Genomic DNA, 25,857 nt, shown 5'->3' with positions numbered 1-25,857 from the left:
TTCAGTGTTTGTCCCTGAGTGAACAACATTACGGTGTTTGCCGGGGCGTTGTTTTTCGGCCATTGCGAGATTATTGGGATGCGCATCGAATCGCAAAAAAGCGCAAGACACAAAGCCTGAATGTCCGGCGCTTCACGAGATGGAATGTCTACCAAGCGCAGCTAGACAAGACCGACAAACGACAGGATCACCAAGACGATCACAACTGCGCCAACGATGTAGATGATGTTGTTCATGAAGATGACCTCTCAATCTCAGCGGGATGGGCGAACTCAATGTGTCTATAAGGAATGACACTTTGCTTTCCCGTTCCGTTCCACAAACCTCGACCCACTTTGCAAGTACGTAGTGTGACGGCAGGTCATCCGCAAGCTCAGAAAACCCTGATCAGACAGCACCAAACAACGATATGAATGCGAATACGTATCAAACGCTAAAAAATTGATATACCATGCGCCGCAATTTGTTGGCACGTATGCCACCCCATTTGGCTGGTTTATCAAGGCTCCTTAAATGCGTCGTACCCTGGTTTCTATCTGCATGCTACAGGCGTTTTCCGCTTCCTCTTGGGCGGAACAAGCGACAACCCATCAGCCCGGTCTGGAGTTGCAAGCGACCGACATCGTTGGCAGCGCTGACTTTGAAAAGGCGTTGGGGCCGGTGGATGGATACCGCGCGACGCGCTCGGCCAGTGCCACGCGCACCGACACGTCGATCCACGAGACACCGCAGTCGATCACCGTGGTGTCCAAGGATGTGGTAGAGGACATCAGTGCCACTCGTTTGCAGGACGCGCTCGATTACGCCGGCGGTGTGGGGCGGGCGAACAATTTCGGTGGCCAGGGCCTGACCACCTTCACTGTGCGTGGATTCACCACCGGCGAGTTTTATCGCAACGGATTTCCCATCAACCGTGGTTACCCGAATATGCCCGATGCGAATACCATCGAGCGGCTTGAGGTGCTGCGAGGGCCGGCGACCATGCTCTATGGTCGAGGCGATCCAGGTGGCACTTTCAACGTCATTTCCAAGCAACCTCTGGCCGAGCCCACCGTCACGCTGGGCAGTCAACTCGACGACCAGGGAATGCAGCGCGGCACGCTGGATGCCTCCGGCCCGCTGGATGAAGAAGGCCGCCTGGCCTATCGCCTGAATGTGGTGGGTGAGGGCGGTGATACCTTTCGTGATCATGTTGAAACCGAGCGCTACGGCGTGACGCCGGTGCTGAGCTGGCAGGTCACCGATGAGACCAAGGTGATCTTCGAAGGCGATTTCATGCGCAACAATCATCCGCTTGATCGTGGCCTGACGCGATATCCCAACCAGGTCGGCACCGCGTCTCGCGACACTTTTTTCGGCGAAAAAGACGTTGGCAAATTGCACAACGACAACAACATGGCGCAACTGCGGTTCGAGCATCTGTTGAGTGACAACTGGACGTTGGGAGGCGGGTTCCAATGGCTTGATGGCACGTTGCAGGGGAATGCCGTCGAGGCCAACGGCGTCGCCGCAGACGGTCGCACGCTGGGGCGCAACTTCAATTACCGCAAGCTGGAGTGGACCGACAAGGACACCCAACTCAACCTCACCGGCCACTTCACCGCCGGCGGTTTCGATCACACCTTGCTGACCGGGGTCGAGTACGAGGACTACGACTACACGTCGATCATTCAGCGCTCCAGCGGGGCGGTGAGTGCCTACCCGATCGACATCTTCGATCCGGTGTATGGTCAGCCTCGCCCAGCCCTGACCCGAACACCGACGGATGACAAGGAAAACCTCAAGACCTACGCCGCTTTCGTTCAGGATCAGGTGGCCTTGACCGAGCGATTGAAACTGTTGGCCGGCGCGCGTTTCGAGCGCTTCGAGCATGACTACCAAACGTTTGTCCCGGGCGGCAGGAGCTGGGAGGCCAGCGACAATGCAGTCACCCCGCGCCTGGGTTTCACCTATGATCTGACCGAGACCGTGGCGCTGTACGCCAACACGGCGCGTTCGTTCAAGCCCAATACCGGAGCCAGTCGCCAGGGCGGAGGGTTTGATCCGGAGAAGGGCAAGTCCTATGAACTTGGGATCAAGTGGGATGCGCTGGACAGCCAATTGAGCGTCGAGGCGGCGATCTACCAGATTGAAAAGCGCAATGTGCTCACCACCGATCCGCTGGACTCGACGTTCAGCGTGGCGGCAGGCGAGGTGCGCAGCCGTGGGTTCGACCTCAACGTGGCCGGTAACCTGACTCCGCAATGGCGGATGATTGGCGGTTATGCCTATGTCGATGCCGAGGTGACCAAGGACAACGTCATCAAGTCCGGCACCCGACTGATGAACATTCCGCAGAATAGCTTCAGCCTGCTCAACGTCTACGAGTTTCAGGATGGCGCACTCAAGGGCCTGGGGCTGGGCACGGGTCTGAAGTACGTCGATGAGCGCGCAGGGCAGACAGCCAACACGGCTTTCACGATGGGCAGCTATACCGTCGTCGACCTGCTCAGCTATTACAAAATCAATGAAAAGGTCAGGCTCAACCTGGATGTGAAGAACCTGACGGATGAAGACTATGAGGAAGGGGCGTTCGGCAACGTTTACGCCTATCCGGGAGCCCCAAGAACGGTACAGGTCGGTATTTCATATACGTTGTAATCGAGTTGTGTTTGAGCGCAATGCTGTTTCCTCAAGGACAAGCTCCCGTGGCGAGGGAGCTTGTCGGGTCGCCGCACCGTCCCGCTGGGGCGCGAAGCGGCCCTAAAAGGAAGTGCTGCGCAGCCCAGCGGGACGGTAACAGGACGCCACCCAGCAATAGCGCCGCGCCCGCCGCAACAAGTAAAGGCGCGTGACGAGAGGGTGAACGCCAGCCGCCTTCGACGCGACAGCGGTGAACCGTCGTAGCACATGGGTTCTCATGAAAAAGGCTTTACGTGTACCTCATGCTCTGTGGCCAGTTTCTACGGCGGGATTGCTTTGCTGACTTGCATTCAAGGCGTACGAAGTAGACCAGTGGAATGCGTTTTCAGCAAAGCGCAACAGTTAGAAGATCGCATTTTTTTGCATTGTTTCTTGAGAACAAAAAATTATTTTTGAACCTCTTGAATCGTATTTCCGGCATCGCTATATATTTTTTACGCGGTGCCGAAACCGGGCCGCGTCATAAATCACTTGGAGAAAACTCAGGAGATTTAGCTATGGCTACTACTTTTTCGTTGGCCCCACTGTTTCGTCAGTCGGTAGGCTTTGATCGTTTCAACGACCTTTTTGAATCCGCGCTTCGCAGCGAGGCGGCATCGACTACCTATCCTCCACACAACGTCGAAAAGCATGGTGACGATCATTATCGAATCGTCATAGCGGCGGCGGGTCTGACGGAGGAGGATTTTGAGATACAAGTCGAGAAGGAGGTTTTGACCATCGCTGGCGGCAAGCGAGAAAGCGATAAGGAAGCGATTTACCTTCATCAGGGAATCGCGCAGCGTGCATTTAGACTGTCCTTCCGTTTGGCGGATCACATAGAGGTCAAAAGTGCATCGTTATCTAATGGGCTATTGAGTATTGATCTGTTGCGAGTTGTGCCGGAAGAGGCCAAGCCTAAGCGCATCAACATAGATGGTTCGGGTAACGCGGATATGAAACAACTCAATTGATAGCCAAGAACAAGGCGCTCTTCGGAGCGCCTTTTTTTATCTACCCAGATTGAGCCTCCTCGTCGAGGCGGTTTGATGGGGTATCAGCGATTCTTGATCAAAATCGAAAAATTCAACGCGGCCGCGACGCACAGCCATGCCAGATACGGAAACAGGATCAACCCCGTAATTACATCGAGCTGCAGCGCCAACACCACCATCGCCGCGACTACCAACCATAGCACCAGCAGAATCACCATCGCCGCCAACACCTGATGCGCGCCAAAGAAAACCGGCGTCCACAGTGTGTTCAATGCAATCTGTGCCGCCCACAACGCCAGGACTGTCTGGCTGCCCGGGATCAGGCTCAAGCGGTAACCGGCCCAGGCCAGCAACAGGTAAATAGTTGTCCAGGCCAGCGGGAACGCCCAGTTGGGCGGGGTGAAGCCAGGTTTGTTCAGCGCTTCGTACCATGCACCCGGCTTGAACATGACGCCGGTGCTTGCTGCTGCTGCGCAGGCCAGAAGAAAAATGAAAAATGTCATTGCCAGTCCTTGGCTGAAGCCAGCCGATGGGAGTTATAAGAAAAGGACGCCTGGTGATGCGAAAAGTTTGGATGGGCGATGAAATTTAAGGACGGGTCGATGGGCTGAAGTATGGGCTGATGGATTTTGCCAAACCCCAGAAACGACAAAGCCCTGAATAATCAGGGCTTTGTCGGTACAAATATGGCGGAGGCGATGGGATTCGAACTCATGGACCTGTTACAGTCGACGGTTTTCAAGACCGTTGCCTTAAACCACTCGGCCACACCTCCGTTTGCGTTGCGGGCGCCATAATACCTGAATGAAACACACTGTCAAACTCTCTGCATAGCTTGTTACAGGGCGTCTGTTATGATCTTTGCGACTGAACGTTTCAAACCAACAGGAGTGTCGCCATGCGCGAACAGGATTACGCAGTTAATAACAGCGTGCAGGCTGAGCAGCTAGAGGTTAGCCGCGTCCTGCGCAACACATACGGCTTGCTCGCCCTGACCCTCGCTTTCAGCGGTGTAATGGCTTTCGTTGCCCAGCAGATGCGTGTTGGCTACCCGAACATCTTCGTGGTGCTGATCGGCTTCTACGGTCTTTTCTTCCTTACCAACAAACTTCGTGATTCCGCGTGGGGCCTGGTGTCGGCATTTGCCCTGACCGGTTTCATGGGTTTCCTGCTCGGCCCGATCCTCAACCGTTACCTTGGCATGCAGGGCGGTGCTGAAGTCGTCAGCTCGGCCTTCGCGATGACGGCACTGGTGTTCGGCGGCTTGTCGGCCTACGTACTGATCACCCGTAAGGACATGAGCTTCCTCGGCGGTTTCATCACTGCAGGCTTCTTCGTGCTGCTGGGTGCGACGCTGGCGAGCTTCTTCTTCCAGATCAGCGGCCTGCAACTGGCGATCAGCGCAGGTTTTGTGCTGTTCTCCTCGGTCTGCATTTTGTTCCAGACCAGCGCCATCATCCATGGCGGCGAGCGCAACTACATCATGGCGACCATCAGCCTGTATGTATCGATCTACAACCTGTTCGTCAGCTTGTTGCAGCTGTTCGGCATCATGAGCCGCGATGACTAAAAGTCGGCACTAGCGAAAAACCCGCTTCGGCGGGTTTTTTATTGTCTGCGATTGGGTGAAATGACCTACGCCATCGGCGGCAAACGGCGTTTTACCGGGGTTTTCTTGACGATGGCGGTGTTGGTTTCTGCGTGGGTATTGAGTCGGTCGAGCAGGGTATCCAATTGCTCCATCGAACGGACGTGCAGGCGGGCGATGAAGCAGTCGTCACCGGTGACTTTATCGCATTCGGTGAACTCGGGGATGGCCATGATCTGCCGTTCCACTTCATGCAACTGGCCCGGCAGCGGGCGAATTCGCACGATGGCCTGGAGTTGATAGCCGAAGCATTTCGGGTCGATTTCCACGGTGTAGCCCTTGAGCACACCTCGTTCTTCCAGACGACGCAGGCGCTCGGCAACGCTGGGCGAGGACAGCCCGCTGATTTGCGCCAACGCCTTGAGCGAACGTCGTGAGTCTTCCATCAAAGCCGTGATCAGCACCTGGTCGATGTCATCGGTCATGGCGAAACCTCTATTAGGCAGTTTTACAAGATCGCCTTCGCATTAAAGGCAGATTTGGATTTTAGCCTTCTTTTTGCGCTGGAGAAGCGCTTCGGCTGATCGGCATAATTTGCCCATCAACACAGGAGTCTAATGATGGACAACTCAATACGTCGCGGCTCATTTGAAATGACCGCTGCCATGCTCATCTCCGGCACCATTGGCTGGTTTGTGCTGGTTTCAGGGCAACCGGTACTGGATGTGGTGTTCTGGCGCTGCTTGTTCGGGGCCGGTACCTTGCTGCTGATCTGCGCGGCTTTCGGCTTCCTGCGCCCCGGCATTTTGACTCGTACCACTTTCCTGTTGGCCGTGCTCAGTGGTGTGGCGATTGTCGGCAACTGGGTGTTGTTGTTTGCCTCCTATTCCCGTGCTTCGATTGCCATCGGCACAGCGGTCTATAACGTTCAGCCGTTCATGTTGGTGGGGCTTGCGGCAATTTTTCTCAACGAGAAAATCACCTTGCAAAAGCTTGCATGGCTGGGCGTGTCGTTCCTCGGGATGTTGGCGATTGTCAGCGCCCATGGAGGGCAGGGCGAGAGTGGCAACGAATACCTGCTGGGCATTGCGCTGGCGCTGGGTGCGGCATTTCTTTACGCGATTGCCGCATTGATCATCAAACGCCTGACGGGCACGCCGCCGCATCTGATTGCCCTGATTCAAGTGAGTACCGGTGTACTGCTACTTGCGCCGTTTGCGCACTTTTCGGCCATGCCGCAGACAACGAGCGCGTGGTCCAGCCTGGTGACGTTGGGTATTGTGCACACGGGGGTGATGTACGTGCTGTTGTACGGCGCTATCCAGAAACTGCCGACCGCATTGACTGGCGCGTTGTCATTCATCTATCCGATCGCGGCGATCTTCGTCGACTGGTTTGCCTTCGGTCATCGCCTGGAGTTGCTGCAATGGGTCGGGGTTGCCGCGATTCTGCTGGCGGCTGCGGGTATGCAGCAGGGTTGGAGCCTGAAAATTCGTCGGGCCGTTACGCCGTAACGAGAGGTCAGATGTTCCAGCGCGGTGCGGTCTTCGCCAGTCGCTGGTGCACTGCGTCAAGGCGCAGCGGCTTTATGCCGATGTTGCCTTGGTGTTGCACCAGCGCTGGCAGTAAGACTCAGCCTACTTAGAAGATGTAGTCGGTGGTCAAAAAGCTCGAACTGCGACCACTGATGATCTCGCTGATCAGGTCTTTGTTGGTCTCCTGGAATTTGGTGGCCACCAGCGTGCGGATCGAAAACACCCGCAAAGCGTCATGTACCGACAAGGTGCCTTCGGCGGAGTTCTTGCGCCCGTTGAACGGGTAAGTGTCCGGGCCGCGCTGGCACTGGGCATTGAGATTGATGCGCCCGACCTGGTTGGCAAAGGTGTCTACCAAACGGCCAACGGCCACCGGGTTGGTGCCGAAGATACTCAACTGTTGGCCAAAGTCCGATTCCAGGACGTAATCGATCACGGTGTCCAGATGTCGATAGGGCACGATGGGTACGACCGGGCCGAACTGTTCTTCCTGGTAAACGCGCATCTGCGGTGTCACCGGGTACAGCACGGCGGGGTAGAAAAAAGACGCCCGGGCTGCGCCACCATTGGGGTTGACCACCTTAGCGCCTTTGTTGACGGCGTCGGCCACCAGCGAATGCAGATAGTCGACCTTGCCTGACTCCGGTAAAGGCGTCAGGGCTACACCGCTTTCCCAAGGCATGCCGGGTTTGAGGGTGGCGAGTTTGGCGTTGAATTTCTCGATAAAAGCATCGACCACATCCTCGTGGACAAACAGGATTTTCAACGCGGTGCAGCGCTGGCCGTTGAACGACAGGGAGCCGGTAACTGCTTCGTTGACCGCGTTGTCCAGGTCCACTTCCGGCAGGACGATGCCGGGGTTCTTTGCATCCAGCCCCAGTGCCGCACGCAAGCGGTGAGGTTTTGGATGGAGTTTTTTCAGGTCGCTGGCGGCTTTGTTGGTACCGATGAAGGCAAAGATGTCTATCTTGCCGCTGGCCATCAGCGCACTGACGGTTTCCCGACCGCTGCCATAGATCACGTTGATCACCCCGGCGGGGAAGCTGTCGCGAAAGGCTTCGAGCAACGGGCGAATCAATAGCACGCCGAGTTTCGCCGGTTTGAACACCACGGTGTTACCCATGATCAGCGCCGGAATCAACGTGGTGAAGGTTTCGTTCAACGGATAGTTGTAAGGCCCCATGCACAATGCCACGCCCAGCGGGACGCGGCGGATCTGGCCGAGGGTGTCCTGTTCCAGTTCGAAGCGGCTGGAGCGGCGGTCGAGTTCCTTGAGTGCGTTGATCGTGTCGACGATGTAGTCGCAGGTGCGGTCGAACTCTTTTTCCGAGTCCTTGAGATTCTTGCCGATTTCCCACATCAGCAATTTGACCACGGCGTCGCGTTGCTCCCGCATCCGCGCAAGAAAGCCTTCAACGTGCTGGATGCGTTCGGCCACCCGCATCGTCGGCCACAGGCCCTGGCCGCGATCATAGGCACGGACGGCGGCGTCCAGAGCGGTCAAAGCAGTGTCGGCGTCCAACAGTGGCGTGCTGCCGAGGATCACTTGTTCGTCGCCATTGGCCCCGCTCAGGTACACCGGGCTGCGGACCTGGGCGAGGGCACCGGGCCAGGTTTTCAGGACACCGTCGACCAGGTATTCGCGCTGCTCGGTCGGACCGTCGAGACGGTATTTTTCCGGGATGCTGCCGGCCTCGGGAAACAGGTTGCCGAGGAGATCTGCTGTGCTCATGTCGCTACCCCGTGTGAGATGTCAGCCAATGCTGATGGCTTGCCGTTCGGAAATCGCTGCAAAGGTTATACGCCTTAATGAGCTGGTTTTTTAAGACAATCGAGCGCTGATGGGCAGAATAGAGGGGCTGGGATCGGGTTCTTGTGCCTCAAGCGTAGACCGCTTTGGCCGGATCTAGAAATGCAACTTTTGACCTCGGAGCACACAACGGCCGGTGCTGCGGTTAAACTTCGCGATCTTTATCAAGGAGTTCATATGAGTCATTACCAGCCGGGCATTCTCGCCACCCCCGTTCCACCTCACGCCCGTCATATGTTCTTCGCCCTGGAATCCGCCGCACAATTGCCGGCGGCGCTGGATAAGCTGCTGCAACTGGTGGATGGCAAATCGGCAGTGGTGGGTTTTGGTGAGTCGCTGCTCAAGGCGCTGAATGGCCACATCCAGGGCCTGCGAGCGTTTCCTGCGTTGACCGGTGTCGGTGTCGACAATCCGTCGACGCAGCAGGCGCTGTGGTGCTGGCTGCACGGTACTGACCGTGGCGAATTGCTCAATCGCAGCAACGCCTTTGAAGCCGCGCTGGCACCGGCTCTGCGTCTGGTGCAGGTGACTGAAGGCTTTCGTCACCGTGACGGCCATGACCTGACCGGCTACGAAGACGGCACGGAAAACCCTCGCGACGAGGCCGCTGCGGCTGCCGCATTGGTAAACGACGGCCCTGAAGGGACGGTGGGCGGCAGTTTCGCCGCGATCCAGCAATGGCAGCATGACCTCAAGCGTTTTCACGCAATGGCGTCCCATGAAACGGACGACATCATGGGTCGCCGCTTGAGCGATAACGAAGAGCTCGATGACGCGCCGATCTCTGCCCACGTCAAGCGCACCGCTCAGGAAAGCTTCGCCCCCGAAGCGTTCGTGGTCCGTCGCTCGATGCCATGGATTGAAGACGAACGCGCTGGCCTGATGTTCCTTGCCTTCGGTTTTTCCCTCGACGCTTTCGAAGTCCAATTGCGTCGCATGAGCGGCCTGGAAGACGGCATTACTGATGGTCTGTACCGCATCAGCCGACCGATCACCGGGGGCTACTACTGGTGCCCGCCAATGCAAGACGGCCGACTGGACTTGCGTGCATTGCACATCGGCTGATCCCCGCAGGGCATGATCGACGTGGTGCGCTGGGACAAGGCGCCACAATGCCCTGCGCCAGTGCACTTCTAACCTTATGCGTAAACAGTATTTCTCAAGAGGAACGGCGACTCTCTAAGATCATGTCATAACTCGTTATAACAAGTGATCTTGATGACCGATAACGTTCTATCTCTCAGCCCTCTTTCCAACAGCAGTATCCCGCTGCACACCCAACTGCGTGACGTACTGCGCGCCCGCATTCTTGACGGTGAATACCCGCAAGACAGCCAGATGCCGTCGGAAAGCGAACTCGGCACGCTGTTCAAAGTCAGCCGAATTACCGTGCGCCAGGCCCTCGGTGATCTGCAGAAGGAAGGGTTGATCTTCAAGATCCACGGCAAGGGCACCTTCGTTGCCAAGCCGAAAACCTTCCAGAACGTCAGCACGCTGCAAGGCCTGGCCGAGTCCATGACCGGTCGCGGCTACGAGGTGATCAACCGCCTGCGCAGCTTCAAGTTCATCGCCGCCGATAAATTGGTGGCTGAGCGATTGCAGGTCGCCGAAGGCGAGACCGTGGCGCAGATCAAGCGCGTTCGGCTGATCAACCGTGAGCCGATTTCGCTGGAAATCACCTACCTGCCCAAAGCCATCGGTGAGCGCCTGGAGAAGGCGGATCTGGTGACCCGCGACATTTTCCTGATCCTCGAAAACGACTGCGGCGTGGCCCTCGGGCACGCCGATCTGGCGATTGATGCTGTGCTGGCCGACAGCGACTTGACCCAGGCGCTGAACGTCGAACCTGGCTCGCCGATCATGCGCATCGAGCGTCTGACCCACGATGCCCAGGGGCGCCCCGTGGACTTTGAACACCTTTATTACCGTGGCGATGCGTTCCAGTACCGCCTGCGGATCGACCGGCAAAAAGGGGAGCAGGCATGAGTCGCAAGACCCTCGAACAGGAATACGACATCGTCGTCATCGGCGGCGGCACCGCCGGCCCAATGGCGGCGATCAAGGCCAAGGAACGCAACCGTGATCTGCGGGTGTTGTTGGTCGACAAGGCCAACGTCAAGCGTAGCGGCGCGATCAGCATGGGCATGGATGGCCTGAACAACGCGATCATTCCCGGCCACTCGACAGCGGAGCAGTACACCAAGGAAATCACCATTGCCAACGATGGCATCGTCAACCAGGCGGCGGTGTACGCCTACGCCACCCACAGCTTCGAAACCATCGAGCAACTGGACCGCTGGGGGGTGAAGTTCGAGAAAGACGAAACCGGCGACTATGCGGTGAAAAAAGTCCATCACATGGGCGCCTACGTGTTGCCGATGCCGGAAGGTCACGACATCAAGAAGGTCTTGTATCGCCAGTTGAAACGGGCGCGGGTGAGCATCACCAATCGCCTGGTGTGCACCCGGTTGCTCAAGGACGAAGAGGGCGCGGTCAACGGCGTGATGGGGTTTGATTGCCGCACCGCTGATTTTCATGTGATCAAGGCCAAGGCGGTGATCCTCGCCTGCGGTGCCGCCGGGCGCCTGGGATTGCCGTCCTCGGGCTACCTGATGGGCACCTACGAAAACCCGACCAATGCCGGCGACGGCTACTCGATGGCCTACCACGCCGGGGCTGAACTGGCGAACCTGGAGTGCTTCCAGATCAACCCGTTGATCAAGGATTACAACGGCCCGGCCTGCGCCTACGTCACCGGTCCGCTGGGGGGCTACACCGCCAACAACAAGGGCGAACGCTTCATTGAGTGCGACTACTGGAGCGGGCAGATGATGTGGGAGTTCCACCAGGAGCTCGAAAGCGGCAATGGGCCGGTGTTCCTCAAACTCGATCACCTGGCCGAGGAAACCATCCAGAACATCGAAGAGATCCTGCACAGCAACGAGCGCCCGAGTCGTGGACAGTTCCACGCCAATCGCGGCACCGACTACCGCACGCAGATGGTCGAAATGCACATTTCCGAGATCGGCTTCTGCAGTGGGCATTCGGCGTCCGGGGTGTGGGTCAACGAAAAGGCCGAGACGTCGGTCAAGGGCTTGTACTCGGCCGGTGACATGGCCGCCGTGCCGCACAATTACATGCTCGGCGCGTTCACCTACGGCTGGTTTGCCGGCAACAACGCGGCGGATTTCGTCGCTGATCGCGAGTTCTCTGTGCTGGATGCCCGGCAGATCGAAAGCGAAAAACAACGGGTCTACGCGCCGTTGGATCGTGAGCATGGACTGCCACCGGCTCAGGTCGAGTACAAGCTGCGCCGCTTCGTCAACGATTACCTGCAGCCGCCGAAAGTGACCAAGAAGATGCAGATCGGCTTGCAACGCTTCAGCGATATCCAGCGCGACCTCGACCAGATCAAGGCCCACAACGCCCACGAACTGATGCGCGCCATGGAAGTCAGCATGATCCGCGACTGCGCGGAAATGGCTGCAAGGGCTTCGCTGTTTCGTGCCGAAAGTCGCTGGGGGCTTTACCACTATCGGGTCGATCACCCGCAGCGCAACGACAGCGACTGGTTTTGCCATTGCCACTTGAAAAAGGGCGATGACGGTCGGATGACCAGTTTCAAGAAAGCCGTCGAGCCTTACATCATCCCGCTGGGTGCCGAAGAAATGCAGGCCTACGACCGGTTGCGGGTCGGTGCCGATGCGGCGTGACGCCGTCCCTATGAGAGAGTTCGAAAAATGGCCTATCAACCCCAGGAAATTTTCTTCCGCTCCAACGCGCCGGTCACGGTCGATGAAGAGCTTTGCATCGCCCACAAAGGTTGCACCGTGTGCGTTGACGTTTGCCCGATGGACCTTCTGGCAATCAACCCGGCCACCCAAAAGGCCTACATGGCGTTCGATGAATGCTGGTACTGCATGCCCTGTGAAAAGGACTGCCCGACCGGGGCGGTGAAAGTTGAAATCCCTTACTTATTGCGCTGACTGAAAGAACGCCATCGCTGCGATGCGTCGACCCGACAAGCCCGCTCCACAGGGCTTTGCAGTGGGACACAGATTTCGCTGGCAATAGAGAACTTTGTGGGAGCTGGCTTGCCAGCGATGCGTCCGCCACAGACAACCCAAAGCCATCCGGCAACCACCGGACGCCTGATCCACAACACCCCTCGTTTCCCACCACGCCCAGATCGTGGCGGAGACGAACATCCAATAAATGATTCGAGGGGAAACACTCATGATGTTGCGTGCAGCGTTGGCCGGTCTGGTACTGGCGTCATTCACCTTGTCGGCCTCGGCCGAAACCATCCGCATTGCCATTGGCACTCAGGACACCACCATCAACTGCGCCGCCGGTGGTCTGTTGATCCGCGAACTCGGCCTGCTGGACAAATACTTGCCCCACGACGGCCCATACAAGAATGCCAAATACGAGGTGCAGTGGAAGAATTTCACCAGCGGCGCGCCACTGACCAATGAGATGGTCGCCGGCAAACTCGACTTCGGCGCGATGGCCGATTTCCCGGGCTCATTCAATGGCGTGGCATTTGAAGCAGCGGGCAAGCACAGCCTGTTCATCAGCGTGTTGTCGGGCAGCACCAAAGGCAGTGGCAACGGCATCGTGGTGCCGAGTGCATCAGGCGTGCAGTCGTTGGCGGAGCTCAAGGGCAAGACCATTTCGGTGCCGTTCGCCTCCACCGCCCATGGCATGTTGCTGCGCGCCGTGGCCGCCCAGGGCTGGGACCCGCTCAAGGACGTAAACATCATCGCCCAGCCGCCGGAAGTCGCCGGCTCTGCGTTGCAGGCGGGCAAGATCGACGCCCATGCCGACTTCGTACCGTTCGCCGAACTGTTCCCGAGCCGCGGTTTCGCGCGCAAGATCTACGACGGTTCCCAGGCCGGAGCGCCAACGTTCCATGGCGCACTGGTCGACCAGAGCTATGCGAAAAAGTACCCGGAAATTGTCGTCGCCTATCTGCGCGCCAGCATCGAGGCCAATCAGTTGCTTGCCGCTGAGCCCGAGAAATACAGCGAGCTGATCGCCAAGGTCACTGGCGTCGATGCCGAGGTGAATTACCTGTTCCACGGCCCTCTGGGCGTGCAAACCCGCGACCTGAGCTGGAAACCGGAATACCGCCAGGCGGTGGGCACGGCCATCGATACGCTCAAACTGTTGAAGAAAGCCGATCGCGGTCTGGATCTGAACACCTTCATTGACGATCAGTACATCCGCGCTGCGTTCAAGGCCTCGAACCTGGACTACACCGCGCAACTGGCGAACTACGCGCAGGCGCCGCTCACTGCAACGGATGCGTCCACCGGCAAAGCCATCACCGACTTCAGCCACGTGGCGGAAATCTGGGTGCGCGGTGAGCCGAAAGTCCGCCAGTACGCCTCGGCGCAAGCGGCGTTCAGCGCATTGGCCAGCCTCAAGCAGGAAGGCAAAAACATCCGCGCGGTGTATGCCCAGGCCAGCGACAGCGGGATCAAGTTGCTGGCGGATCAGGCGTGGTTCGCCAGCGATGCCAACGGGCGCCTCAGCGCGTTCCTGCTCAAAGGCCAGGCCCAGCAGTTCGCCAGCGCCCAAGGCGGCAAGGTTTTCGATTTCACCGATGCCACCGCGCAGGCTGTGGCTGTTCGCTAACCCAAAAACGCCGCAATCCCCTGTGGGAGCGGGCTTGCCCGCGATGGGGCCAGACCAGCCGATACCGATGTCGACTGACACTCTGCAATCGCTGGCAAGCCAGCTCCCACAGGTTTTCAAGTGAGAGGGAATATTGTGTACGGACCCTGTTTACGCTGGCTCCCCCGAGTCGCCTCGCTGTTGTTTTGCCTGCTTTTCTGGCAACTCGCCGCCAGCCACCACTGGAATCTCGGCCTGGTAACCTTCGCCAACGTGCCGACCCCGGGGGCGGTTGTTGAGGCGGCGCTGGGGCTGGGTGATTCCGGCAAGCTCGCTCGTCACTTGAGCAGCAGCCTCAGCCGGGTCTTCGCCGGTTACTGCGCAGCGTTGATCGTCGGCGTTGCTCTGGGGCTGTCCATCGGCCGCTCGAAATGGGCTGAGGATTTGCTCTTGCCACCGCTGGAAGTGCTGCGGCCAATCCCGGCGGTGGCGTGGATTCCGCTGGCAATCCTGATGTTTCCGTCGTCTGAACTGTCGATGGTGTTCATCACGTTCACCGGTGCCTTGTTCCCGATCCTGCTCAACACCGTGCACGGCGTGGAAGGTGTCGACCCACGGCTGATTGCCTCGGCGAAAAGCCTTGGGGCAGGGCGCCGGGCGATTTTGCTGGAGGTGATTTTGCCGGGCGCCGCGCCCAGCATCATCACCGGCCTGGCCATCGGCATGGGCACTTCATGGTTCTGCCTGGTGACCGCAGAAATGATCTCCGGCCAGTACGGCATCGGTTATTACACCTGGGAGTCCTACACCATTCAAAACTACCCCGACATCGTCGTCGGCATGTTGCTGATCGGCGTGCTCGGCATGGGCAGCAGCCTGCTGATAAAGCGCCTGGGCGGGTTGTTCACGCCTTGGCATCGACCACGAGGAAAAGCCTCATGAGCGTTTTTCAACATCCTGAAGGGCGGATCGATATACGTGACTTGTCGATCAGCCTCGGCGAGGGCAAGGCGGCCTTCGAAGCCGTGCAGGGTCTGGAGTGTCAGATCGAACCGGGTCAGTTCGTGTGCATTCTCGGGCCGTCCGGTTGCGGCAAATCGACGTTGCTCGGCGCGCTGGCAGGTCACCTGCAACCGCGGACCGGCACGCTCAACGTCGATGGTGCCAAAGTCTGCGGACCATCACCCCAGCGCGGCATGGTGTTCCAGCAGCACACCCTGTTTCCATGGCGAACAGTGCGAGACAACGTTGCTTTCGGCCTGAAAATGCGCGGCGTCGGCAAAGCGGAGCGGCAGCGGGCGGCCGATGAAATCCTCGCCTTGGTCGGCCTTGAAGGTTTCGCCGATCGCTGGCCGGATCAACTGTCTGGCGGTATGCAGCAGCGGGTGGAGATCGCTCGGGTGCTGGTCAATCGTCCGCGCCTGCTGCTGATGGACGAACCCTTCGGTGCCCTCGATGCCTTGACCCGATTGAACATGCAGGAACTGCTGCTCGACATCTGGACACGGATCCGCACCACGGTTGTGTTTGTCACCCACGACATCGACGAAGCGTTGTTCCTGGCTGATCGCTTGCTGGTCATGAGCACGCGTCCCGGTCGCATCATCGAAGACCTGCGCCTGGAATTTCCACGGCCACGGACCACCGAGCTGGTGACCAGCCCCGAATTTTCCCGCTTGAAGCGTCATTGCCTCGAACTCCTGCGTCACGAAGACGGTCGGCAGCTACCGCGCCTGAACCCCCTCGGATTGCCTCCTCAAAACAAACTGCCGCGATTTGCCCTATGACCTCATTATTTTCCGTAACTGATAACGACGACATTCTCGCCCTGCAACCGCGCCTGACGGATGAAGATCCTGGCGTGCGCAGAATTGCCTTGATCGAACTGGCCGATCTCGAAGAACCGGACGGTTTGCTGTGGCTGGTCAATCGTCTGGCACAAGACCCGACCGCAGAGGTTCGTGCCGAAGCCGCGCGATTGCTTGAAGCCTGGGAGGACGAGCCTGTGGTCGAAGCGTTGTGCCAGGCCCTGACCGATCCATCCTCGGCGGTACAGGCTGCCGCCGCGCAAAGCCTCAGCCTGCTCAAGAGCGAGGCGGCGGGCCGGGTGATACTGCCGTGGACCGCGCATGCGGACATCAGCGTGCGCATCGCCGCGTTCAGGGCTTTGCGCGAATTGCGCTTTCCCGATGCCGCTGCGGCGGCTTCAGTCTCCTTGAACGATGAAGACGCCGGCGTTCGTCGCGAAGCGGTCGGCGTGCTTGGCTGGCTCAAACAGCTCGATGCCTTGCCGGCCCTGGCGAAATTGGCCAGCGACGACCCGGACACCGAAGTCCGCCGCGCCGCCACGGGCGCTCTCGGCCTGGCCTGCGATGCGCAAGTGTTGCCAGCCTTGCGCATCGCCCTGCAGGATCAGGCCTGGCAAGTGCGCGAGGAAGCCGCAACAACGCTGGGTAAGGTCGGGCACGTCGATGCAGGAGCGGCACTGGTCGAGGCCTTGACTGACGATTACTGGCAAGTGCGGCTGCGTGCCACCCGCAGCCTCGGACGACTGCGCTATGCACCGGCGCTGGACGCGTTGATCGAAACCCTGGGCCATCGCATCAGCAATCTGCGCAAGGAGGCTGCACTGGCGCTGGGTGAGCTGAGTGAACGCGGTGCAATCGCCCCCTTGCTGGCTGCGCAAGACGACGGCGACCCGGAAGTGCGCAAAGCGGTGCGCATTGCCCTGAGTCAATTGCAATGAGCCCGCTGGCCGTTGCCAATTCCCGGAGCAAACAGCAACTGCATCTGAGCTGGCCCGACGGCCGCGAGCAGTGGCTGGATTACGCGTTGTTGCGCCGCCAATGCCCGTGTTCGCAATGTCGCGCGTTTCGCTTGCAGGGCACACTGCCGCTGGTCGACGCCCGTGTTCAGGTGCTCGGGTTGAACGCTCAGGGCTATGGCTTGCAACTGGTGTTCAGCGACGGCCACGAACGGGGGATCTATCCATGGCCTTACCTGGCGCAACTCCCGTCGTACGCTGCGGGGGGTTGAGGATTTGTCTTCGCCAGCGGAGCCTTAGTGAGCGTGCTGGATGGCGGTCGGCAGGGGTAGCTCGATGGGCGTCAGCACCGGTTGCCCGGAGAAAAACGCCTGCAGGTTCTTGCCCACCAGCTCCACCGTACCCTGGGTCGCCTCGGGTGAAAGACCGGCAACGTGGGGCGTGAGGATCACGTTGTTGAGATTTTTCAACGCATCCGGAACCTGAGGTTCGTTATCGAAGACATCCAGCGCGGCACCGGCGATCCGCCGCTGTTCGAGTGCGGTAATCAGGTCCGCGGTGACAATCACGCTTGCCCGGGCGATGTTGACGAGGAAGCCATTAGGCCCGAGTGCATCGAGCACTTGCCTGTTGACCAGGTGCTGAGTGCCAAGCCCGCCGGGCGCGGCGACGATCAGAAAGTCCGAGGCCCGTGCCAGTTCGCTGGGCGTCGAGCAGAATGTGTAGGGCACGTCGCTGCGATGCTGGCGGTTGTGGTAGCACACACTCATGTCGAAGCCGGCATTGGCGCGTTTGGCGATGGCCATGCCGACGGCGCCCAGGCCGAGAATGCCCAGGCGTTTGCCAGCCAGGGAAGGGCGCATGATCTTTGGCCATTCTCCCCGGCGCACGGCAGCGTCGCAGCGCGGAACATCGCGCACCAGCGACAACAGCAAGGCCATCGCGTGATCAGCCACTGATGAGGCATTGACGCCGGCACCGTTGGTCACGGTGATGCAACGGTTGGCCGCTGCCTGCAGGTCGACATGTTCGTAGCCGGCACCGATCACACAGATGATCTTGAGCGAGGGCAGGGCGGCTATTTCGTCGGCATACAGACCGAGTGGGCCGCGGGTCAGCACTGCGTCGATCTGGCCGCCGTGTCGGGCAATGGCGGCGGCGCGTTCGGCCGGGGTCGGGGCGAGGATCAGGTGAAAGCCCTGATGTTCGAGGATGGGCAGGTAATCATTAATGGTTTCAACCAGTACCAGAACGGTTGCGGGCATGCTTGGCTCCTGTGTGCATCGCAGAATCGGGCTCGAACGTCACTTGAGATTGCTGGCTGCGGAGCGATTTGGCAATGACCAAAGCTGCCCGTCCGCGCAGCCGCGTTGATGAGTGTAGGAGCTTGGGAAGCCTGCGAGGGTATTGTCGTGGGATTTCACGCGGCAGGAGGCGTATCGGGCTTCGCTGCGGTCAGAAAACTGCACGTCGCTTCGAGGATTTCATCAGAAAGGGCTTCGCCCCGGGTAGCGCGGGCGAGTGTCAGGGCGCCGACCATCATCGAATACTGCACCAGCGCTTGCTTGCGGTTTTCGCCGGGATCAGCCGATTCCATCAGTTGGCTGAAGGCGTCGAGCAGCCTGTTAAGGCCGTCCATGAACGGCTCGCGCAAGCCGCTTTCAGCGCTCTCATGGCAGATGTCCGCGGCGAAGGCCACCACGGGGCAGCTGTCGCCCGGGTTATCGCGGCTTTGGACGGACAGGTAGGGTTCAATCAAAGCCCGGCGCGCCGAGGCTTTGTCTTCGCCGGAGGCGGCCCATTCCCGCCAGCGCGCTCCTACTTGTTTGAATGCCCGCTCGCTGGCCTCCCTGGCCAGCGCTTCCTTGGATTCGAAGTGGCCGTAGAACCCGCCATGGGTCAGGCCGGCGGCCGCCATTACATCGACCACGCTGATGCCATGCAGGCCGCGCTCGCGAAACAGCCGTGTGGCAGCCTCGACAATGATTTCGCGGTTGAGGTCGGCTTGCTTGCGGGAAACTCGGGGCATCAGGCACTCACCATTAGCAGGTTTGAAAATCAGAGGGCGTATTGGGCAAGGCCATTGCCGAACGACCAGTTCTCTTTCTTCACTTCCACCAGATTAATGAAAACATCTTCCGGGCGCACCGCCAGTTGTGCATTGAGGCCATCGACGATGGTTTTATAGAGCAGTTTCTTTTTCTCCAGCGTTCGCCCTTCACTCAGGGTGATCTGGATGATCACCAGGTTATCGGTGCGCTGGATGCCCAGGTACTGCGGGTCGAAAATGAAATGTTGCTCATCGTGTTCGTTGAGGATCTGGAAGTTATCGTTTTCCGGCACGTCGATGGCGCTGCGCAAAGCGGCGTAGATCAACTGCCCGATACGTTTGGCGTAAGTGGGATCCTGCTGTTTTTTGATGTCGACGCGAACCAGTGGCATGGGCAGACTCCAGAAAGGATACAGGTGTATTCAAAATACATGACGACAGACCTTTATCAAGGTCGGTTCGTCGTCTGGGGGTGAAATGCAGTGGTGATACTGCGAATCAACTTGTAGGGCCAAGCTTGCTCGCGATGGCGCAATCACATTCAACATTGATGTCAGTAGTTACATTGCCATCGCGAGCAAGCTCAGCTCCCACAGGGGGTGCGTCGACCACTCTCTTCGACTTGGCACCACCGTTCCTCACCTAAGTCTTTGCTTCTGTTCACTAATCCCGGACAATCGCGCCCCTGTTTCGGTCAGAGCGCTGCCTGTCGGGTATTCCGACGCGTTCTGGCCGGGTGGCAAGTGACCGGAATGTGGAGATCCCACCGGATGAATGATCAGGCCAATAGCGTCAACAAACGCTATGTAGAAACGACCCCTGCGACGCTGTCGAGCTGGAATCGCCAAGACACCACGTGGATGCTGGGCCTGTTTGGCACAGCGATTGGTGCAGGCACCCTGTTTTTGCCGATCAACGCAGGTCTGGGCGGCTTCTGGCCGTTGCTGATCCTGGCGCTGCTGGCGTTCCCGATGACGTTCTATGCACACCGTGGCCTGACCCGCTTCGTGCTGTCCGGTCGCGAAGGTGCCGACATCACCGAAGTGGTGGAGGAGCATTTCGGTATCAAGGCCGGCGCGTTGATCACGCTGTTGTACTTCTTCGCCATCTTCCCGATCCTGCTGATTTACAGCGTGGCGCTGACCAACACCGTGGGCAGTTTCCTTGAGCATCAATTGCACATCACGCCGCCACCGCGCGCGGTATTGTCGCTGGTGCTGATCCTCGGCCTGCTGGCGGTGGTGCGCTGCGGCGAGCAGATGATCGTCAAGGCCATGAGCCTGATGGTCTATCCGTTCATCGTTGCGCTGCTGTTTCTGGCGGTGTACCTGGTTCCGCACTGGAACGGCGGTATTCTCGCCACCGCCAGCCAAGTGCCTGCGCCATCCGCGCTGTTGCACACCTTGTGGCTGGCGATTCCGGTGATGGTGTTCTCGTTCAACCACTCGCCGATCATCTCGGCGTTCGCCGTTGACCAGAAGCGCCGTTATGGCGAACACGCCGAGGAGCGCAGTTCGCAGATCCTGTCCCGCGCCCATCTGTTGATGGTGGTGATGGTGCTGTTCTTCGTCTTCAGTTGCGTGCTGACGCTGTCGCCAGCGCAACTGGCTGAAGCCAAGGCGCAGAACCTGTCCATTCTGTCGTACTTGGCCAACCACTTCAGCAACCCGACCATCGCCTTCGCGGCGCCGTTGATTGCTTTCGTGGCCATTTCCAAGTCGTTTCTGGGCCATTACATCGGCGCCAGCGAAGGCCTCAAAGGCCTGATCGTCAAGAGTGGCAAGCGGCCGTCTGCCAAGTCCCTGGACCGCATGACCGCAGCGTTCATGCTGGTGGTGTGCTGGATCGTAGCGACGCTCAACCCGAGTATTCTCGGCATGATCGAAACCTTGGGCGGCCCGGTCATCGCGGCGATCCTGTTCCTGATGCCGATGTACGCGATCCGCAAAGTGCCGGCCATGGCGCGTTATCGCGGGCAGGCGTCCAACGTCTTCGTGACGGCGGTGGGCCTGGTGGCGATTACGGCGTTGATCTACTCCCTGACCGCCTGACACATCCTGCGTAGGAGCGAGGCTTGCCCGCGAAGAACAGTTTTTGATCGTTCCCACGCTCTGCGTGGGAAAGCCTCAAGGGACGCTCCGCGTTCCAGCTCTCGAAAGGGACGCGGGGCGTCCTGGGTTGCATTCCCACGCGGAGCGTGGGAACGATCACAGTGAAACCCCACATTTCTTCAGGCATAAAAAAACGCCGCTCATCTCACGATGGGCGGCGCTTTTCATTGCGTTACACCGTTAGGCTTGAACGACCGGGATGTTGGCGTTCGCAGCCGCTTCACGGAACTCGGCGATCTGGTCGAAGGACAGGTAGCGGTAGACATCGGCCGCCATGCTGTCGATCTTGCCAGCGTATTCCATGTACTCCTCGACGGTCGGCAGGCGACCCAGGATGGAAGCCACGGACGCCAGTTCGGCCGAAGCCAGGTAGACGTTCGCGCCGTCACCCAGACGGTTCGGGAAGTTACGGGTCGAAGTCGATACGACAGTCGAGTTCGGCTCTACACGTGCCTGGTTACCCATGCACAGCGAGCAGCCTGGCATTTCCATACGAGCGCCGGCTTTGCCGTAGATGCCGTAGTAGCCTTCTTCGGTCAGCTGGTGAGCGTCCATCTTGGTCGGCGGCGACAGCCACAGACGAGTTGGCAGCTGACCCTTGACCTGATCCAGCAGCTTGCCGGCGGCGCGGAAGTGACCGATGTTGGTCATGCACGAACCGATGAACACTTCGTCGATCTTCTCGCCAGCAACGCTGGAGAGCAGACGGGCGTCGTCCGGGTCGTTCGGCGCGCAGAGTACAGGCTCCTTGACGTCGGCCAGGTCGATCTCGATGACTTCAGCGTATTCGGCGTCTTTGTCCGCTTCCAGCAGCTCAGGGTTGGCCAGCCAGGCTTCCATCGCTTGAGCGCGACGTTCCAGGGTACGCGCATCGCCGTAGCCTTCGCCGATCATCCAGCGCAGCAGGGTGATGTTCGACTTCAGGTATTCAGCGATCGACTCTTTGGACAGCTTGATGGTGCAACCGGCAGCCGAACGTTCGGCCGAGGCGTCGGACAGTTCGAATGCCTGCTCGACGGTCAGGGTTTCCAGACCTTCGATTTCCAGGATTCGGCCGGAGAAGGCGTTTTTCTTGCCTTTCTTCTCGACAGTCAGCAGACCTTTCTGGATGGCGTAGTAAGGGATGGCGTGAACCAGGTCACGCAGGGTGACGCCCGGTTGCAGCTTGCCTTTGAAGCGCACCAGGATCGACTCTGGCATGTCCAGCGGCATGACGCCGGTGGCCGCGGCGAACGCAACCAGACCGGAGCCGGCAGGGAACGAGATGCCGATCGGGAAACGGGTGTGGGAGTCGCCACCGGTACCCACGGTGTCCGGCAGCAGCATGCGGTTCAGCCACGAGTGGATGATACCGTCGCCCGGACGCAGGGAAACGCCGCCGCGGGTCATGATGAAGTCGGGCAGGGTGTGATGGGTAGTCACGTCGATCGGCTTTGGATAGGCCGCGGTGTGGCAGAAGGACTGCATCACCAGATCGGTCGAGAAGCCCAGGCACGCGAGATCTTTCAGTTCGTCACGGGTCATTGGACCGGTGGTGTCCTGGGAACCTACAGTGGTCATCTTCGGTTCGCAGTAGGTGCCCGGACGGATACCGGTCACGCCGCAAGCCTTGCCGACCATTTTCTGCGCCAGGGTATAGCCCTTGGTGCTTTCAGCCGGTGCTTCGGGCTTCTTGAACAGGTCCGAAGGTGGCAGGCCCAGTTCGGCGCGAGCCTTCTCGGTCAGGCCACGGCCGATGATCAGCGGAATACGGCCGCCGGCGCGAACTTCGTCCAACAGCACCGGGGTTTTCATTTCGAAGGTGGTCAGGACTTCGTCGGTGCCGTGCTTGCAGACTTTGCCGGCATGCGGGTACAGGTCGATCACGTCGCCCATGTGCATGTTGGAAACGTCGAATTCGATTGGCAGTGCGCCGGCATCTTCCATTGTGTTGTAGAAGATCGGAGCGATCTTGCTGCCGAAGCAGAAACCACCGGCACGCTTGTTCGGCACGTACGGAACGTCGTCGCCGAAGAACCACAGAACGGAGTTGGTGGCCGATTTACGCGAAGAACCGGTACCGACCACGTCACCGACGTAGGCGATAGGGAAGCCGGCATTGCGCATTTCTTCGATCTGCTTCATTGGGCCGGTGACGCCTTGTGCGTCAGGCACGATGCCGTCGCGAGCCATTTTCAGCATGGCCAGGGCGTGCAGCGGGATGTCCGGGCGGGACCAGGCGTCGGGAGCAGGGGAGAGGTCGTCGGTGTTGGTTTCGCCAGTGACCTTGAACACGCGCAGGCTGATCTTGTCGGCCAGGGTCGGGCGGTTCTTGAACCACTCGCCATCAGCCCAGGACTGCAGTACGCCTTTGGCGTGAACGTTGCCGTTCTTGGCTTTTTCCGCGACGTCGTGGAAGGCATCGAACATCAGCAGGGTGTGCTTGAGTTCTTCGGCGGCTACTGGCGCCAGTTCGGCGTCGTCCAGCAGGTTGACCAGGGTCACGATGTTGTAGCCGCCCTGCATGGTGCCGAGCAGTTCTACAGCGCGCTTCTTGTCGATCAGGGGGGATTTGGCTTCGCCCTTGGCGATGGCAGACAGGAAACCGGCCTTGACATAGGCGGCTTCGTCCACGCCAGGCGGAACGCGATTGGTGATCAGGTCAACGAGGAATGCTTCTTCGCCAGCCGGGGGATTTTTCAGCAGCTCGACCAGGCCTGCAGTTTGTTCGGCGTTAAGCGGCTGGGGAACGATACCCAGTGCTGCGCGCTCTTCGATATGTTTGCGGTAGGCTTCAAGCACAGTTATTACCCTCATCAGTGGTCCCAAATGGGTGTCCGGGACGCTCATCCCGAAATTGCCGTACTCATGCGCTGCATGGCGTTGTGAGCCACTTAGCCAGAATTACCGACAATTCCTTACAGAAGCTGCTTTCAAAGTTTTACGCCTGCAGAACGGGAGCTGATGAGGGTTGGCGTTGGGCTTTTCCCCGCTGGAAAAACCCCTCGCCAACACCGCTCTGAAGGAACGACTGTGCTCGTGACGCTTTGAAAACAGCTTCTAACGGACATTGGCGCCTAAAAAGGCAGGCTGATTCTACGGCAAAAAAAAATTAAAGGTAAGTCAGGGTTTATTGGACTTTGGTGGTGACGCCCGGCAAAGGTGCGCTGCCCCTGACCCTTCAACTTTGAGGGGTGATGAATATCAGACAAAGGGCTAACATGCCGGCCTGTTTTGCTTTTTCGCGTTTTACCTACCTATGCCCAATCAGACTATCAAGACGCCGTGCGTCGGCCTTTGCTCCACTGTCTACGGTGACCTGGTGTGCCGTGGCTGCAAGCGGTTCCACCATGAAGTGATTCACTGGAACGGTTACAACGAGGAAGAAAAGCGCGCGGTGTGGTTGCGTCTGGAGCAGCTTTTGTCCCAGGTAATGGCTGCCAAGGTGGAGATTTTCGACCCGGCGCTGCTACGAACCCAGCTGGAACAACGCAAGATCCGCTTTGTGCCCCATCAGTCGGAATATTGCTGGGCTTACCAGTTGATCGCGCGGGGCGCACGGGTCATCAACAACCTGGAAGCCTATGGCATGGTGTTGCTGCCGGAGTTCCGCGACTGGAACCTGCCGGAATTGCGCGATGCAATCGACCGGGAGTTTTTCCTGCTGTCCGAGGCGCATTATCAGCGCTATATCGCCCCGGGTTTCCTCAAGGACGCGTTTGGCGGTTGAGAAAGCTTCGCGGGCAAGCCTCGCTCCTACAGGTTTTGTAGGCGGGAGGCTTGCCCGCGAAGACGATCTAACCGACGCGACACCTCTCAATGCTTTGCTGCAATCTCTTCCAGATGATCCTCGACCTCTTGAGGCTTGAGCACCAGTACATCGCTTTCCACCGCATCCAGCACCACTTCCGCGGTATTGCCGATCAGCGTCCCCGATAACCCGGTACGCGCCACCGTGCCTATCACCGTCACGGCCGCCTGCAGCTTGTGCACCATGAACGGAATCAACACATCCGCCGGCCCTTCGGCGATGTGCAGGTGATCGTTGTCGATGTCGAACTCCGCCTGGAACGCCCTGCATTGCTCGCGATAGCGCGCCTCGATGGTTTCGCTGAGCTGCAACGTCGGATCGGACGCCGACAGCATCGGCGAGGGATGGGCGCTGATGACGTGCAGATGCGCTTTGGCCAGGCTGGCGATGTCATAGCCGTAATCGATGATGGTGTTGTGCAGGTGACGGTGTTCGGGGTCGGTGTTGCCGACGTCGACGGCCGCCAGAATCACCTTGTCCTTCCACGAACCTGAAGTCTTCACCAGCAGCACCGGCGTAGGGCAGTGGCGCAGCAATTTCCAGTCTGCTGGGGTCAGCAGTGCCTTTTTCAACGCGCTGTCAGGGAAATGCTGCTTGATCACCAGGCCACAACCTTCGGCCTGCTGCACATCGACGATGGTTTCGTGCAGGCTCTGATTCCAGGCCTGTTCGGTGGTGACGCTGTAGCCGTCCTCCAGCAATGCGGCCTTGAGCACCCCCAGCATGCCGCTGTGATCATGCTTGGGATCGCATACCAACAGGTGCAAATGCGCCTGCGTTACCCCGGCAATCAACTTGGCTCGTTTGAGTGCCAGGCTTTCCGAATGTTCGGGCTCGATGACCACCAGAATGCTGCGAATGGCTTGCATGATCGGGATCTCCTGAAAATGAATAAGCATGGCGTTGCACAACTATAGTTGCTGCCCGGCAT

Annotated in this window: 23 protein-coding genes and 1 tRNA gene; 15 read left to right on the top strand and 9 right to left on the bottom strand. The window is 59.0% G+C overall.

The window, feature by feature from the left end:
- Positions 1-513: 513 nt before the first annotated feature.
- Together D8U73_RS21355 and D8U73_RS21350 are read left to right on the top strand one after the other, a co-directional pair.
- Entirely contained in the window at positions 514-2,640 is a 2,127-nt protein-coding gene (locus D8U73_RS21355) for a TonB-dependent siderophore receptor (protein WP_130905705.1), read from the top strand.
- 539 nt (positions 2,641-3,179) lie between these two features.
- Positions 3,180-3,635, top strand: a complete 456-nt coding sequence (locus D8U73_RS21350) for an Hsp20 family protein (protein WP_056856522.1) — start codon at positions 3,180-3,182, stop codon at positions 3,633-3,635.
- Positions 3,636-3,718: 83 nt separating this feature from the next.
- On the opposite strand, the gene D8U73_RS21345 is transcribed toward D8U73_RS21350, so the two are convergent.
- Entirely contained in the window at positions 3,719-4,159 is a 441-nt protein-coding gene (locus D8U73_RS21345; RefSeq protein ID WP_056856521.1) for a TspO/MBR family protein, read from the bottom strand.
- Positions 4,160-4,343: 184 nt separating this feature from the next.
- Positions 4,344-4,431, bottom strand: a tRNA-Ser gene (locus tag D8U73_RS21340).
- A gap of 123 nt (positions 4,432-4,554) precedes the next feature.
- Between D8U73_RS21340 and D8U73_RS21335 the strand changes: the two genes are divergently transcribed.
- Complete coding sequence (locus D8U73_RS21335) at positions 4,555-5,226, top strand: Bax inhibitor-1/YccA family protein (RefSeq protein ID WP_008006561.1); 672 nt, start codon at positions 4,555-4,557, stop codon at positions 5,224-5,226.
- A gap of 65 nt (positions 5,227-5,291) precedes the next feature.
- Here D8U73_RS21335 and D8U73_RS21330 read toward each other — a convergent pair whose 3' ends face one another.
- Positions 5,292-5,729, bottom strand: a complete 438-nt coding sequence (locus tag D8U73_RS21330) for an Lrp/AsnC family transcriptional regulator (protein WP_056854444.1) — start codon at positions 5,727-5,729, stop codon at positions 5,292-5,294.
- Between the two features lie 135 nt (positions 5,730-5,864).
- Here D8U73_RS21330 and D8U73_RS21325 point away from each other — a divergent pair, with 135 nt between their 5' ends.
- The gene (locus D8U73_RS21325; protein ID WP_130905704.1) at positions 5,865-6,758 is read left to right on the top strand and encodes a DMT family transporter; all 894 of its coding nucleotides are present in this window, start codon (positions 5,865-5,867) and stop codon (positions 6,756-6,758) included.
- Positions 6,759-6,885: 127 nt separating this feature from the next.
- On the opposite strand, the gene D8U73_RS21320 is transcribed toward D8U73_RS21325, so the two are convergent.
- Positions 6,886-8,511, bottom strand: a complete 1,626-nt coding sequence (locus D8U73_RS21320) for an NADP-dependent glyceraldehyde-3-phosphate dehydrogenase (protein WP_056854446.1) — start codon at positions 8,509-8,511, stop codon at positions 6,886-6,888.
- A gap of 255 nt (positions 8,512-8,766) precedes the next feature.
- On the opposite strand from D8U73_RS21320, the gene D8U73_RS21315 reads away from it, so the two are divergent.
- From D8U73_RS21315 to D8U73_RS21270, 9 genes are all read left to right on the top strand, one after another.
- The gene (locus D8U73_RS21315; RefSeq protein ID WP_130905703.1) at positions 8,767-9,654 is read left to right on the top strand and encodes a Dyp-type peroxidase; all 888 of its coding nucleotides are present in this window, start codon (positions 8,767-8,769) and stop codon (positions 9,652-9,654) included.
- Positions 9,655-9,807: 153 nt separating this feature from the next.
- Entirely contained in the window at positions 9,808-10,575 is a 768-nt protein-coding gene (locus tag D8U73_RS21310) for a GntR family transcriptional regulator (RefSeq protein WP_130905702.1), read from the top strand.
- The gene (locus D8U73_RS21305; protein ID WP_130905701.1) at positions 10,572-12,302 is read left to right on the top strand and encodes a fumarate reductase/succinate dehydrogenase flavoprotein subunit; all 1,731 of its coding nucleotides are present in this window, start codon (positions 10,572-10,574) and stop codon (positions 12,300-12,302) included. Before D8U73_RS21310 ends, D8U73_RS21305 begins: the two co-directional genes overlap by 4 nt.
- Before the next feature lie 27 nt (positions 12,303-12,329).
- Positions 12,330-12,575: a ferredoxin family protein gene (locus D8U73_RS21300; protein WP_130905700.1), complete on the top strand. Its 246-nt coding sequence runs from the start codon at positions 12,330-12,332 to the stop codon at positions 12,573-12,575.
- 250 nt (positions 12,576-12,825) lie between these two features.
- Positions 12,826-14,232: an ABC transporter substrate-binding protein gene (locus D8U73_RS21295; protein WP_177435540.1), complete on the top strand. Its 1,407-nt coding sequence runs from the start codon at positions 12,826-12,828 to the stop codon at positions 14,230-14,232.
- A 135-nt stretch (positions 14,233-14,367) separates the two neighbouring features.
- Positions 14,368-15,153, top strand: coding sequence for an ABC transporter permease (locus tag D8U73_RS21285; protein ID WP_056854451.1), 786 nt, complete (start codon positions 14,368-14,370; stop codon positions 15,151-15,153).
- Entirely contained in the window at positions 15,150-15,998 is an 849-nt protein-coding gene (locus D8U73_RS21280; RefSeq protein ID WP_130905699.1) for an ABC transporter ATP-binding protein, read from the top strand. The genes D8U73_RS21285 and D8U73_RS21280 overlap by 4 nt, the downstream gene beginning before the upstream one ends.
- Complete coding sequence (locus D8U73_RS21275; protein ID WP_130905698.1) at positions 15,995-16,957, top strand: HEAT repeat domain-containing protein; 963 nt, start codon at positions 15,995-15,997, stop codon at positions 16,955-16,957. Before D8U73_RS21280 ends, D8U73_RS21275 begins: the two co-directional genes overlap by 4 nt.
- Complete coding sequence (locus D8U73_RS21270; protein WP_130905697.1) at positions 16,954-17,247, top strand: DUF971 domain-containing protein; 294 nt, start codon at positions 16,954-16,956, stop codon at positions 17,245-17,247. The genes D8U73_RS21275 and D8U73_RS21270 overlap by 4 nt, the downstream gene beginning before the upstream one ends.
- Before the next feature lie 24 nt (positions 17,248-17,271).
- On the opposite strand, the gene D8U73_RS21265 is transcribed toward D8U73_RS21270, so the two are convergent.
- From D8U73_RS21265 to D8U73_RS21255, 3 genes are all read right to left on the bottom strand, one after another.
- Complete coding sequence (locus D8U73_RS21265; protein ID WP_056854455.1) at positions 17,272-18,240, bottom strand: 2-hydroxyacid dehydrogenase; 969 nt, start codon at positions 18,238-18,240, stop codon at positions 17,272-17,274.
- Positions 18,241-18,395: 155 nt separating this feature from the next.
- Entirely contained in the window at positions 18,396-19,004 is a 609-nt protein-coding gene (locus D8U73_RS21260) for a TetR/AcrR family transcriptional regulator (protein ID WP_130905696.1), read from the bottom strand.
- A gap of 29 nt (positions 19,005-19,033) precedes the next feature.
- Complete coding sequence (locus D8U73_RS21255; RefSeq protein ID WP_130905695.1) at positions 19,034-19,417, bottom strand: tautomerase family protein; 384 nt, start codon at positions 19,415-19,417, stop codon at positions 19,034-19,036.
- Between the two features lie 378 nt (positions 19,418-19,795).
- Here D8U73_RS21255 and D8U73_RS21250 point away from each other — a divergent pair, with 378 nt between their 5' ends.
- Complete coding sequence (locus D8U73_RS21250) at positions 19,796-21,076, top strand: serine/threonine transporter (protein WP_056854458.1); 1,281 nt, start codon at positions 19,796-19,798, stop codon at positions 21,074-21,076.
- Positions 21,077-21,316: 240 nt separating this feature from the next.
- Here the strand turns inward: D8U73_RS21250 and acnB are convergent, their stop codons facing one another.
- Positions 21,317-23,917 carry a bifunctional aconitate hydratase 2/2-methylisocitrate dehydratase gene (acnB, locus tag D8U73_RS21240; RefSeq protein ID WP_130905751.1) on the bottom strand — a complete coding sequence of 867 codons (2,601 nt, stop codon included), beginning with the start codon at positions 23,915-23,917 and terminating at the stop codon, positions 21,317-21,319.
- 457 nt (positions 23,918-24,374) lie between these two features.
- Between acnB and D8U73_RS21235 the strand changes: the two genes are divergently transcribed.
- Entirely contained in the window at positions 24,375-24,845 is a 471-nt protein-coding gene (locus D8U73_RS21235; protein WP_056854460.1) for a DUF1289 domain-containing protein, read from the top strand.
- 86 nt (positions 24,846-24,931) lie between these two features.
- On the opposite strand, the gene D8U73_RS21230 is transcribed toward D8U73_RS21235, so the two are convergent.
- A complete protein-coding gene (locus D8U73_RS21230; protein ID WP_056855581.1) occupies positions 24,932-25,795 on the bottom strand; it encodes a universal stress protein in 864 nt (287 codons plus the stop codon).
- Positions 25,796-25,857: the final 62 nt, after the last annotated feature.

Source organism: Pseudomonas sp. Sample_22 (genome assembly GCF_004307635.1).
Lineage (GTDB): Bacteria > Pseudomonadota > Gammaproteobacteria > Pseudomonadales > Pseudomonadaceae > Aquipseudomonas.
Note: the sequence above shows the minus strand (reverse complement) of the source record. Positions and strands in the feature narration are given on the sequence as shown.

Coding starts and splice junctions, on each gene's coding strand:
- D8U73_RS21355 (WP_130905705.1), top strand. CDS start 514: ATGCGTCGTACCCTGGTTTCTATCTGCATGCTACAGGCGTTTTCCGCT.
- D8U73_RS21350 (WP_056856522.1), top strand. CDS start 3,180: ATGGCTACTACTTTTTCGTTGGCCCCACTGTTTCGTCAGTCGGTAGGC.
- D8U73_RS21345 (WP_056856521.1), bottom strand. CDS start 4,159: ATGACATTTTTCATTTTTCTTCTGGCCTGCGCAGCAGCAGCAAGCACC.
- D8U73_RS21335 (WP_008006561.1), top strand. CDS start 4,555: ATGCGCGAACAGGATTACGCAGTTAATAACAGCGTGCAGGCTGAGCAG.
- D8U73_RS21330 (WP_056854444.1), bottom strand. CDS start 5,729: ATGACCGATGACATCGACCAGGTGCTGATCACGGCTTTGATGGAAGAC.
- D8U73_RS21325 (WP_130905704.1), top strand. CDS start 5,865: ATGGACAACTCAATACGTCGCGGCTCATTTGAAATGACCGCTGCCATG.
- D8U73_RS21320 (WP_056854446.1), bottom strand. CDS start 8,511: ATGAGCACAGCAGATCTCCTCGGCAACCTGTTTCCCGAGGCCGGCAGC.
- D8U73_RS21315 (WP_130905703.1), top strand. CDS start 8,767: ATGAGTCATTACCAGCCGGGCATTCTCGCCACCCCCGTTCCACCTCAC.
- D8U73_RS21310 (WP_130905702.1), top strand. CDS start 9,808: ATGACCGATAACGTTCTATCTCTCAGCCCTCTTTCCAACAGCAGTATC.
- D8U73_RS21305 (WP_130905701.1), top strand. CDS start 10,572: ATGAGTCGCAAGACCCTCGAACAGGAATACGACATCGTCGTCATCGGC.
- D8U73_RS21300 (WP_130905700.1), top strand. CDS start 12,330: ATGGCCTATCAACCCCAGGAAATTTTCTTCCGCTCCAACGCGCCGGTC.
- D8U73_RS21295 (WP_177435540.1), top strand. CDS start 12,826: ATGATGTTGCGTGCAGCGTTGGCCGGTCTGGTACTGGCGTCATTCACC.
- D8U73_RS21280 (WP_130905699.1), top strand. CDS start 15,150: ATGAGCGTTTTTCAACATCCTGAAGGGCGGATCGATATACGTGACTTG.
- D8U73_RS21275 (WP_130905698.1), top strand. CDS start 15,995: ATGACCTCATTATTTTCCGTAACTGATAACGACGACATTCTCGCCCTG.
- D8U73_RS21270 (WP_130905697.1), top strand. CDS start 16,954: ATGAGCCCGCTGGCCGTTGCCAATTCCCGGAGCAAACAGCAACTGCAT.
- D8U73_RS21265 (WP_056854455.1), bottom strand. CDS start 18,240: ATGCCCGCAACCGTTCTGGTACTGGTTGAAACCATTAATGATTACCTG.
- D8U73_RS21260 (WP_130905696.1), bottom strand. CDS start 19,004: ATGCCCCGAGTTTCCCGCAAGCAAGCCGACCTCAACCGCGAAATCATT.
- D8U73_RS21255 (WP_130905695.1), bottom strand. CDS start 19,417: ATGCCACTGGTTCGCGTCGACATCAAAAAACAGCAGGATCCCACTTAC.
- D8U73_RS21250 (WP_056854458.1), top strand. CDS start 19,796: ATGAATGATCAGGCCAATAGCGTCAACAAACGCTATGTAGAAACGACC.
- D8U73_RS21235 (WP_056854460.1), top strand. CDS start 24,375: ATGCCCAATCAGACTATCAAGACGCCGTGCGTCGGCCTTTGCTCCACT.
- D8U73_RS21230 (WP_056855581.1), bottom strand. CDS start 25,795: ATGCAAGCCATTCGCAGCATTCTGGTGGTCATCGAGCCCGAACATTCG.